Source organism: Psychromicrobium xiongbiense, assembly GCF_030271165.1.
Taxonomy (GTDB): Bacteria; Actinomycetota; Actinomycetes; order Actinomycetales; family Micrococcaceae; genus Renibacterium; species Renibacterium xiongbiense.
This window is the reverse complement of the sequence record NZ_JASSZH010000028.1, coordinates 1-10525: the sequence shown is the minus strand read 5'-3', so window position 1 is coordinate 10525 and position 10525 is coordinate 1. Positions and strand designations below refer to the sequence as shown.

The following is a 10525-nucleotide window of genomic DNA, read 5'->3' as shown; positions in this document are numbered from 1 at the left end:
CGGCACAAAAAAAAGCGGCTCGCACCGCGAGCCGCTTTTTTTGGAAGCGCGAATTTAGCGCTTGGAGTACTGAGGTGCCTTGCGGGCCTTCTTGAGACCGGCCTTCTTGCGCTCGATGACGCGAGCGTCACGAGTCAGGAAGCCAGCCTTCTTCAGGGTCGGGCGGTTGTTCTCCACGTCGATCTCGTTGAGCGAGCGGGCAACGCCCAGACGCAGCGCACCGGCCTGGCCGGAGGGGCCACCACCCTGGATGCGAGCAATCACGTCGTAGGCGCCATCAAGCTCAAGCACCTTGAAGGGCTCGTTGACTTCCTGCTGGTGCAGCTTGTTGGGGAAGTAGTTTGCCAGCTCGCGACCGTTGACGGTCCACTTGCCGGTGCCGGGCACCACGCGAACGCGGGCAATGGCTTCCTTGCGGCGACCGACGGCAGAGCCGGAAACGGTCAGCGCGGGGCGCTCCTTCTTGGGGGCGTCATCGGATGCGGGGGCGCTCTCCGAGGTGTAGCTGGTCACAACCTCGTCCTCGGCCTCAATGGCCTCGGTGTTCAGCTCGTCAGTCTGAGCCACGGTTCTCCTTAGGTAAAAAGTTTGTTGAACGTGCGCTCAGGACTACTGGGCGACCTGGGTGATTTCGAAGGCCTGGGGCTGCTGGGCAGCATGCGGGTGCTCAGCACCGCGGTAGACCTTGAGCTTGGTCAGCTGCTGTGCGGCAAGAGAGGTCTTCGGCAGCATGCCCTTGATGGCCTTCTCCACGGCGCGCACCGGGTTCTTTTCCAACAGCTCAGCGTAGTTGACGCTGCTCAGGCCGCCCGGGTAACCGGAGTGGCGGTAAGCGCGCTTCTGCTCGAGCTTGGCGCCGGTCAGGGCGACCTTTTCAGCGTTGATGATGATGACGAAATCGCCCATATCCATATGGGGTGCAAAGGTCGGCTTGTGCTTCCCGCGCAGCAGTGTTGCGGTCTGGCTGGCAAGACGACCCAGGACGACGTCGGTGGCATCGATCACGTGCCACTGGCGGTTGATATCGCCGGGTTTCGGAGTGTACGTACGCACAGTTTTTGCCTTCGTTTCGTGTTCTTGGGGTACGCCCTCCCGTGCGAACACGGGCTGACGACACATCTTCATGCGCTACCGGAACAGAGGTGAGGGCTCTTGCGACCAGTTCATCCATGCGACTCGACATGCCCACACATAATGACCGACGCAACTGGGTCTGTGTGATGACATGCGGTACCGAGTGCGGACACGCATAACGACTGTCCATGTTACCGTGCCGGGAGCGCAGGAACAAATGCGCCTAGCGGACACTCATATCCGCGGTGCGGACCGCCCGGGTCAGCTCGGCCCGCTGCCCCAGTTCGGCGGCATCCGGGTAGGCCACTTCTTCGAGCACCAGAGGATGCGGCGGCGCCAGCAGCGACTGCGCATCGCGCGCCTTGGCTGCCAACCGCTCCCCCATCCAGTCTGGCGGCTGCGCGCCGGAACCCACCTGGACCACGGAGCCGATCAATGCGCGCACCATATTGTGACAGAAAGCATCCGCTTGCACCGTGGCCACCAGCACGCCATCTCCATCACGTCGGAAGTCGAAGCGCTGCAGTTCGCGGACCGTCGTGGCACCCTCGCGCGGCTTGCAGAAGGCCAGAAAGTCATTCAGGCCCAGCGTCTGCGCCGCCGCCTGATTCAGCAGCTCAAGATCCAGTTCCGATCGGTACCACCAGGTCGAGGTGCGCAGCACCGGGTCCCAATTCGCTCCACGATCCGCCACCCGGTAGCTGTAGCGCCGCCAGAGGGCCGAGAAGCGGGCATCGAAGCCAGGCTCCGCGGGCCGCACCCCGTGAACCACGATGGCGCCCGCAGCCTCCCCCAGGATCCTCCCCAGAGTGCCGCGCAGGCGGCGGACCAAGGCGTGCCCAGGTTCGATGGCACTGTTGCGGCTCAGCGCGAGCCATTCCTCTTCATGCAGGTCCAGGTGGGTCACCTGGCCGCGGGCGTGCACCCCGGCATCGGTGCGACCGGCGACCGTGAGACGGACCGGCCTGCGCACGATCAGCGCCAGAGCCTCCTCCACGGCGCCCTGAACCGTCAACCGACCCGGCTGCACCGCCCAGCCGCTGAAGGGGGCGCCATCGTAGGCCAGATCGAGGCGGAGACGCAGAAACCCGCCGTCACCCTCACGGGTGACGGCGGGTTTCTGAAACTGCATGGAGCCAATTCTACGCTGGGCAGAACTCCACATCCGGCAGAAGAGCCGTCAGGCGCTTCCGCTCAGGAGCCTACTTGGCGTCCTTCTCCTCAGCAGATTCCTCAGCAGCGGGAGCTTCTTCGGTCTCTTCAACCACAGCAGCGGTCTCTTCAACCTCGGCAGGAGCCTCAACGGTCTCCTCAACCACGGTCGCCTCAACAGCGTCTTCCTTCGCAGGAACAGCATTCGCAGCGGCCTGAGTGGCTTCAGCTACCACAGCCTGCTTCGGGGAAACGGGCTCCAGAACCAGCTCAATGACGGCCATCGGGGCGTTGTCACCCTTGCGGTTGCCGATCTTGGTGATGCGGGTGTAGCCGCCTTCACGGTTGGACACCTGCTCGGCGATGTCAGTGAACAGCTCGTGGACGATGCCCTTGTTGCTGATCAGGCCGAGCACGCGACGACGCGAGGCCAGGTCTCCGCGCTTGGCGAAGGTGATGAGGCGCTCGGCGTAGGGGCGAAGCCGCTTAGCCTTGGTCTCAGTGGTGGTGATGCGCTTGTGCTCGAAGAGCGAAGCAGCCAGGTTCGCGAGCATCAGGCGCTCGTGAGCCGGACCGCCGCCCAGGCGCGGACCCTTGGTGGGGGTAGGCATAGTGTTTTCTCCTCAGATGGATCCGGGACCCGGCCGCAGGCCAGGCCTCGGAAGGCCTTGAAATGTGTCTTAGAGCTCGTCGTCCGCAAACGCGTCGTCGACATCGTCGAGATCAGCGGCGCGGGCTGCCAGATCGAATCCGGGAGGCGAGTCCTTCAGGGACAGGCCCAGGTCAACCAGCTTGGCCTTGACTTCGTCGATCGACTTGGCACCGAAGTTACGGATGTCCATCAGATCAGCCTCGGAGCGAGCCACGAGTTCACCCACGGTGTGGATGCCTTCGCGCTTGAGGCAGTTGTAGGAACGAACCGTCAGGTCCAGGTCCTCGATCGGCAGGGCCATATCGGCAGCCAGTGCGGCATCGGTCGGCGAGGGGCCGATTTCGATGCCCTCGGCGGCAGTGTTCAGCTCGCGGGCCAGGCCGAAGAGTTCCACCAGCGTGGTTCCTGCGGACGCCACGGCATCGCGCGGGGCGATGGCCTGCTTGGTTTCCACATCCACGATCAGGCGATCGAAGTCGGTACGCTGCTCAACGCGGGTTGCTTCCACACGGAAGGTCACCTTGAGCACGGGCGAGTAGATGGAGTCAACCGGAATACGCCCGATTTCCGCATCGCCAGACTTATTCTGAGCCGCCGAAACGTAGCCACGGCCACGCTCAATGGTCAGTTCCAGCTCAAACTTGCCCTTGGAGTTCAGGGTGGCGATGTGCAGATCCGGGTTGTGGAATTCCACACCTGCGGGAGGCGCGATATCCGCAGCCGTGACGACTCCGGGTCCCTGCTTACGCAGGTAAGCCACCACAGGCTCGTCATGCTCGGAGGATACCGAGAGGTTCTTGATGTTCAGGATGATCTCGGTGACATCTTCCTTGACACCGGGGACCGTGGTGAACTCATGCAGCACACCGTCGATCCGGATACTGGTTACCGCAGCACCAGGGATCGAGGAGAGCAGCGTGCGGCGGAGGGAGTTGCCCAAGGTGTAGCCGAAACCGGGTTCAAGCGGCTCGATGATGAACCGCGAACGATTCTCGGCAACTACTTCTTCAGACAGGGTGGGGCGCTGTGCAATGAGCACTGGGGTTTCCTTTCAGCGAGCATCCGCTATATGACGCAACACAGGTAGGGGAACGTTCGGTCTGGGTCCACTCAGCCGACACGACGCATGCCGGGACTCATCACAGAGCCCCGGCACACACCGACGACGGCGATTGCGAACTAGACGCGGCGACGTTTGGGCGGACGGCATCCGTTGTGCGCGCTGGGGGTCACGTCCTGAATGGAGCCGACCTCCAGACCAGCGGCAGTGAGCGAACGGATCGCGGTCTCACGACCGGAGCCCGGGCCCTTGACGAACACGTCGACCTTGCGGACGCCGTGCTCCTGCGCGCGCTTGGCGGCCTGCTCGGCAGCCAGCTGAGCAGCGAAGGGGCTGGACTTACGCGAACCCTTGAACCCGACCTCGCCGGCCGAAGCCCAGGAGATCACAGCACCGGTCGGATCAGTGATCGACACGATGGTGTTGTTGAAGGTGCTCTTGATGTGCGCCTGGCCAAGCGCGATATTCTTTTTGTCCTTGCGACGCGGCTTGCGGACCGCTCCACGAGTCTTGGGGGGCATGGATTCTCCTAAAATCTTTGCGCTGATCGCGAGCCCTCAATTGCTGAATCTCTGTCGATCACCCACAGGTGATCTTCAGAAGCAACCGAGGATTAGCGACCGGCCTTCTTCTTACCGGCGACGGTGCGCTTCGGTCCCTTACGGGTACGGGCATTGGTCTTGGTGCGCTGTCCACGGACAGGCAGGCCGCGGCGGTGCCGAATGCCTTCGTAGCTGCCGATTTCAACCTTGCGGCGGATATCAGCTGCCACCTCGCGGCGGAGGTCACCCTCGACCTTGAAATTGCCCTCAATGAAGTCGCGGAGCTGAACCAGCTCGGCGTCGGAGAGGTCCTTGACTCGGACGTCCGGAGAAATTCCGGTATCGGCCAGGGTTTGCTGTGCACGGGTCTTGCCCACGCCGTAGATATAGGTAAGCGCGACTTCCAACCGCTTTTCGCGGGGAAGATCGACGCCAGCGAGACGAGCCATCTGGCGGTACTCCTTGGGTAAATCCGGAGGTCGTAGGCAGTACACCCGCGAGTTCTCTCGCGGCCCCAGCCTCCGACCGGGGGTTCGCTTGCTGTTCACTGCTCAGAGACTGAGCCTGTGAACAGCAAACTTGTGCTGCCGTTATCTATTCAAACGTGAACAGGTCCTGAGCTTCCCGTGGCGGGAATTAGCCCTGGCGCTGCTTGTGGCGCGGGTTTTCGCAGATCACCATGACCCGGCCATTACGGCGGATCACTTTGCACTTGTCGCAGATCTGCTTAACGCTCGGCTTGACCTTCATGGTGTTCCTTTGCGTGTGAGCAGTGTACTGAGCGAGCCAGTGTCACTTATAGCGGTAGACGATGCGGCCACGAGTCAGGTCATAAGGACTGAGCTCCACCACGACCCGGTCCTCTGGGAGGATTCGGATGTAGTGTTGGCGCATCTTGCCCGAAATGTGAGCGAGTACGACGTGTTTGTTGGTCAGCTCAACACGAAACATCGCATTGGGCAGCGCCTCAGTCACCACGCCCTCGATCTCAATGACCCCGTCTTTCTTGGCCATATCCTCCACTTACTGTTGTGCATCCCCCGCGTCGGCGGGAGAATCCGGCTCTAGAATTCGGTTGACCAGCCAGCACGTTCTCATCCACCGAGAAGATCGTGGCAACCCAGCAGAGGGAAGATCCCGCAGGGATTCCATTCCACGGGGCCTCCCGAGCAGGGAGGGCCGATCAAGAGTGAGGTGAGGGCGCGCCAGAGCGCAGACAACCAACACACAACTCTACGCCATCAGGGGCGGGAAGTCTAAACGGTCGCGAGCCGAGACCACAGATCAGCACGGACCTGCGGAGCCATGGCATTTTTCGCGCTCATTTGTCAGGACAACCATATGTATTGACATGTATGGATTCGACTGTCAGGATGCTCCCAACGCCATTCCGCTAGGCGCAACAGGACACCTGATCCTGGAACCGTCGCTTCACCGCAGGCAACCCTCGGTCATCGTGGACTACGTATTCATTGTTTAGAGCGCCCCACGCGACCGCGAGTTGCTGCACTCCTCAGGTGCCCCCAACGCTCAAGACATGTTTTCGTTTTGGAGGACCGTTGCACCAAGAGTTCTATTACCTCATCCACATCGCCCTGGCCGTGGTGCTCTCCATGCTGATCGGATTCGAGCGTGAGTTTCACCAAAAGGCAGCCGGCATGCGGACGCACACCCTGGTGGGCCTCGGCGCAGCCCTGTTCATGGTCATCTCCAAGTACGGATTCAACGACATCAGCACAGAGCCTGGCTACTCACTGGATGGCTCCCGCATCGCAGCACAGGTCGTCTCAGGAATCGGATTCCTCGGCGCGGGACTCATCTTTGTCCGCAAAGATGCGGTCCGAGGACTGACGACGGCGGCCAGCATCTGGCTCGTCGCAGCGGTCGGTATGGCAGCCGGGGCTGGCTTGTTCCTGATCGCCCCGGGCGTCACCCTGGTCTACTTCGCAGTAACCCTGGGCATTCCGTATCTACAAAACAGCATGCCGCACTCCAAGAAGTCCATGGCGGCCCTGAAAGTCAGATATTTGGACGGACACGGCGTACTGCGGCATATCATCATCAGCCTGGCCGATCATGGGGTGAAAGTCAGCGACCTGGAAATGGGTAGACGCCTCTTTGATGACACTCTCGAAGCGGGAACCCACCTGGATATTCTCCTCAAACTCACGGGCGCACCCCAGAGCATGGCCGAAGCCGTTCTGGCACTTCAGGAAGTGGACGGAGTTGAGGCTGCGGTACTTACCGAGATCAATCAGGCCGCTTGACGTCCGGGGACATAAACCGGGTCCCTCGAGGTCGGGAACGGCACAGAGGCATGCCTAGCCAACCGGCAGTCATCATGGCGTGATCCCACTCTTTGTCAGGTCAATGTAACAAAGTATCAATCTTGTTCCCTGTGAGTACACTGAACCCATTCCGGTCGATCACTTGGTGAACACGGAGTGAAACCTGCGGGAACTCTCTCATCGTGGAGGGATTTTCTGCCTCCAGCAACGGCGCTGTGTGCTGAAGTGGTGCAGGGTTCACCCGCGAGCCCTCGCACTCTCAGGAAGCATATTTATGAACCGAGTCACGTCGGATCCTCGCCTCAGCGCAGGAACCGCACCCGCTGCCGCAGCGGAGGCCGTCCCGCCCGATACCCCGCGCATCAGACAGCGGTACTGGACCGCCCGCGCCCGCCGGGACGCCTGGATCTTCATCCTTTTCGCTCTGCCGAACATCGCGCTCATCGCCGTCTTCACCTACCGGCCGCTGGTGGCGAATTTCCAGTACTCCCTGCTCAACTGGACGCTCGGTGAGGCCACCGCGATCAATGTCGGTCTGCAGAACTACATTGACTTCTTCACCTCCTCCAGCGCGGTCAGCGTGTTGGGCACGACGGCGATCTTCACCGTGTTCACGGTCGGCGGCGCCATGGTGCTGGGCCTGCTGGTGGCTCTCGCCCTGAACCAGAAAGTACCGGGCCGCACCTTCGCCCGGGCGGCGGTCTTTGCCCCTTATGTGCTCTCCGGCGTCGGCGTCGGCCTGGTCTGGCTGTTCATCTTCGACCCGGTATACGGTGTGCTCTCCTGGATACTGCGTGGGCTTGGTGCAGCCAGCCCGGAGTGGATCAATGATCCGAAGCTGGCGCTGGTCATGGTGATCATCGTCTATATCTGGAAGAACCTCGGTTACTGCGCCGTGGTCTACCTGGCTGGCCTGCAGTCGCTGCCGCAGGACGTCATGGAAGCAGCCTCGCTGGACGGAGCGGGAACATTCCGCCGCTTCATCTCGATCAGCTTCCCGTTGCTCTCTCCCACCACGTTCTTCCTGCTGATCACCACGCTGCTGTCTTCGCTGCAGGCTTTCGACATCCTCAAGGTGATGACGCCTACTGGCCAGGGCACCAACACACTGATGTTCGAGAGCTACCTTCAGGCCTTTGGCGCGTACAACCGTGCAGGAGCTTCTGCCGCAGTCTCGGTCATCCTGTTCATCCTGGTCCTCATCATCACCGTGGTGCAGATGCGCTTCGTCGAGCGAAAGGTTCACTACGCATGAGTACCGTCTCCACCGCGATCAAACCCGCGCTCACCCCGCCGGAGCCGCTCCCGCACCGCGACCGTCCGCTCAGCCTGCGCAATATCGGGCGCACCATCGCCACGGGCTACGTTCCGCTGATTCTGGTCACTCTGGTCATTTTCCTTCCGCTGCTCTGGATGATCCTCTCCTCCTTCAAAAGCCCCGGCGAGATCATCACCACGGATCTGAAGATCCTTCCGCAGAACCCCAGCTTCGATAACTACGCGACGGCCGCCAATAAGGTTCCCTTTGCCCGGTTCTTCCTCAACTCCGTGATCGTGACGGTGATCGGTGGGACGATCAAGTGCATTCTGGCGGTCTCCACCGCCTATGCCCTGGTGTTTGTGCGGTTCCCGTTCAAGCGGATCATTTTCATTCTGGTTCTGGTGGCGCTCATGGTGCCGCCGCAGATGGCCGTGCTGCCCAACTATGTGCTGATTTCCAGCCTCAACGGTCAGAACACCTACTGGGGCCTGATCCTGCCCGGACTCGGCACCGCCTTCGGCACCTTCCTGCTGCGCCAGCATTTCCTCACGCTGCCCACGTCGATTTTCGAAGCCGCTGAGATCGATGGCGCGGGTCACTTCCGCCGGCTGTGGCAGATCGTCGTCCCGATTTCGGTGCCGTCGATCGCCACCGTCGGTCTGGTCACCCTGGTCAGTGAGTGGAACGAATACATCTGGCCGCTCATCATCACCACTAAGCCGGAAATGATGACGCTGCCGGTGGGTCTGACCCTGCTGAGCAACTCGGACTCCAGTTCGCAGGCCTGGGGCGTCCTGATGGCGGGCGCCGTCATCGTGATTCTGCCCATTCTGATCATCTTTGCCGCCCTGCAGCGCTACATCGTTTCGGGGCTCACCCAGGGGTCCGTCACCGGATAACCCCGTCACGTACCCAAAAAACTCGCAGCACACACCGCCCGTTCTCTGAAAGGCATCTTTATGAATATCAATCGCAAGAGCTTCCTGGCCCTCGGTGGGCTGGGCGTCGGCACCGCCGCCCTCGCCGCCTGTGGCGGCCCCTCCACCTCCGGTACTGCAGCCAGCACCGCTTCCAGCACTGATTGGTCCAAGGTCAAGCCGGCTGCCCAGATCAGTTTCATGTCCAGCCACCCCGGCTCCTCCCAGACCATCGAGCAGAAGCTGATCGACGACTTCCAGAAGGCCAACCCGGACATCAAGGTCAACCTGATCACCGGTGGCGCCAACTACGAGGAAGTGGCCCAGAAGTTCCAGACCTCACTCACCGGCTCTGACTTCCCCGACGTCGTCGTAGCCTCCGATGTCTGGTGGTTCCGCTACGCGCTCTCCGGCGCGATCGTGCAGATCGATGACCTGCTGAAGGCCGTCAACGACAAAACCGACGACTTCAACACCACGCTGCGCAACGACTACAGCTACAACAACTCACACTGGGCCGTGCCATTCGCTCGCTCCACGCCGTTGTTCTACTACAACAAGGATCACTTCAAGGCTGCGGGTCTGCCGGACCGCGCACCCAAGACTTGGAGCGAGTTCGCCGAGTGGGCCCCCAAGATCCAGGCAGCGAACGCTTCCGTCAGTGGCTACCAGCACGCGTACCAGTACCCCGCCCTGGCCGGCTACGCCGGGTGGACCCTGCAGAACGTGCTCTGGGGCCAGGGCACCGGCTGGTCCAAGGACTGGACCATCACGGCCAACACCGATGATTCCGTCAAGGCACTCCAGTGGGTGCAGGACACCATCGTCAAGGACGCCTGGGCAGGTGTGTCCTCCAAGGACGCCGTGGGCGATATGACCGCTGGTGCGGTCAGCGCCACGGTCTCCTCCACGGGTGACCTGGTGAACACCCTCAAGGCAGCCGCTGCCAAGAACATGAACATCGGCGTGGGCTTCCTCCCCGGCGGTCCGGCATCGGCCTCCCCTGTCTGCCCGACGGGTGGTGCCGGCCTGGTGATCGCGGCCAAGGCCTCCCCGGAGCGCCAGCTGGCTGCTGCCAAGTTCGTCAGCTTCATCACCAGCGCTGAGAGCACCGCGCAGTTCTCCGCGGCGACCGGCTACATGCCGGTCCGCACCAGCGCCGATATGTCTGCCGTGCTGGCCAAGACCCCGCAGATCCAGGTTGCCCTGGACCAGCTCAAGGTCACCAAGAGCCAGGACTACGCCCGGGTGTTCCTGCCCGGTGCAGATGCCGAAATGGCCAAGGCCGCCGGCAAGATCATGAACGAGAAGGCTGACGTCAAGGCAACGCTGACCACTCTGCAGACCACGCTGCAGGGCATTTACGACAAGGACGTGAAGCCGAAGCTGAAGTCCTGATTCCTGTATCGGCTCAGCCGGTGGGGCTGTGCGGCATTCGTGCCGCACAGCCCCACCGGCATTTAAGGCCTGAGCCGCCGGACGACCGCCAGGCCCCCAACGATCCAGGGCCGCCAAATACCCGGTAAAATTGGCGGGAGCCCATCCACCCCGCGAGAGGAATTCCGTGCACGCTGCCCTT

13 protein-coding genes are annotated in these 10525 nt (G+C 61.9%); 4 read left to right on the top strand and 9 right to left on the bottom strand.

Features of this window, described 5'->3' with window-relative positions; translation table 11 throughout:
* Positions 1–54 precede the first annotated feature (54 nt).
* The 9 genes from rpsI to infA all read right to left on the bottom strand — a co-directional run bounded on the left by rpsI (position 55) and on the right by infA (position 5494).
* Positions 55–567, bottom strand: coding sequence for a 30S ribosomal protein S9 (gene rpsI, locus QQM37_RS11155; RefSeq protein ID WP_285727483.1), 513 nt, complete (start codon positions 565–567; stop codon positions 55–57).
* Positions 568–609: 42 nt separating this feature from the next.
* Complete coding sequence (gene rplM, locus QQM37_RS11150; protein ID WP_285727482.1) at positions 610–1053, bottom strand: 50S ribosomal protein L13; 444 nt, start codon at positions 1051–1053, stop codon at positions 610–612.
* A 244-nt stretch (positions 1054–1297) separates the two neighbouring features.
* Complete coding sequence (gene truA / locus QQM37_RS11145; protein WP_285727480.1) at positions 1298–2206, bottom strand: tRNA pseudouridine(38-40) synthase TruA; 909 nt, start codon at positions 2204–2206, stop codon at positions 1298–1300.
* A 70-nt stretch (positions 2207–2276) separates the two neighbouring features.
* The gene (gene rplQ / locus QQM37_RS11140; protein WP_285727478.1) at positions 2277–2837 is read right to left on the bottom strand and encodes a 50S ribosomal protein L17; all 561 of its coding nucleotides are present in this window, start codon (positions 2835–2837) and stop codon (positions 2277–2279) included.
* A 69-nt stretch (positions 2838–2906) separates the two neighbouring features.
* A complete protein-coding gene (locus QQM37_RS11135) occupies positions 2907–3917 on the bottom strand; it encodes a DNA-directed RNA polymerase subunit alpha (protein ID WP_285727476.1) in 1011 nt (336 codons plus the stop codon).
* 140 nt (positions 3918–4057) lie between these two features.
* On the bottom strand, positions 4058–4459 hold the full coding sequence (gene rpsK, locus QQM37_RS11130; protein ID WP_285727474.1) for a 30S ribosomal protein S11: 402 nt from the start codon (positions 4457–4459) through the stop codon (positions 4058–4060).
* A gap of 92 nt (positions 4460–4551) precedes the next feature.
* A complete protein-coding gene (rpsM, locus tag QQM37_RS11125; protein ID WP_285727472.1) occupies positions 4552–4929 on the bottom strand; it encodes a 30S ribosomal protein S13 in 378 nt (125 codons plus the stop codon).
* Positions 4930–5116: 187 nt separating this feature from the next.
* Positions 5117–5230 (bottom strand): 50S ribosomal protein L36, encoded by a 114-nt coding sequence (gene rpmJ / locus QQM37_RS11120; RefSeq protein WP_011775570.1) that lies wholly within the window; start codon positions 5228–5230, stop codon positions 5117–5119.
* 42 nt (positions 5231–5272) lie between these two features.
* Entirely contained in the window at positions 5273–5494 is a 222-nt protein-coding gene (gene infA, locus QQM37_RS11115; protein WP_011775571.1) for a translation initiation factor IF-1, read from the bottom strand.
* 545 nt (positions 5495–6039) lie between these two features.
* On the opposite strand from infA, the gene QQM37_RS11110 reads away from it, so the two are divergent.
* From QQM37_RS11110 to QQM37_RS11095, 4 genes are all read left to right on the top strand, one after another.
* A complete protein-coding gene (locus QQM37_RS11110) occupies positions 6040–6747 on the top strand; it encodes an MgtC/SapB family protein (protein ID WP_285727470.1) in 708 nt (235 codons plus the stop codon).
* Between the two features lie 295 nt (positions 6748–7042).
* Positions 7043–8023, top strand: a complete 981-nt coding sequence (locus QQM37_RS11105; RefSeq protein WP_285727468.1) for a carbohydrate ABC transporter permease — start codon at positions 7043–7045, stop codon at positions 8021–8023.
* Positions 8020–8928 carry a carbohydrate ABC transporter permease gene (locus QQM37_RS11100; RefSeq protein WP_285727466.1) on the top strand — a complete coding sequence of 303 codons (909 nt, stop codon included), beginning with the start codon at positions 8020–8022 and terminating at the stop codon, positions 8926–8928. Before QQM37_RS11105 ends, QQM37_RS11100 begins: the two co-directional genes overlap by 4 nt.
* A 54-nt stretch (positions 8929–8982) precedes the next feature.
* On the top strand, positions 8983–10344 hold the full coding sequence (locus tag QQM37_RS11095) for an ABC transporter substrate-binding protein (protein WP_285727484.1): 1362 nt from the start codon (positions 8983–8985) through the stop codon (positions 10342–10344).
* The last annotated feature ends 181 nt before the right edge of the window (positions 10345–10525 follow it).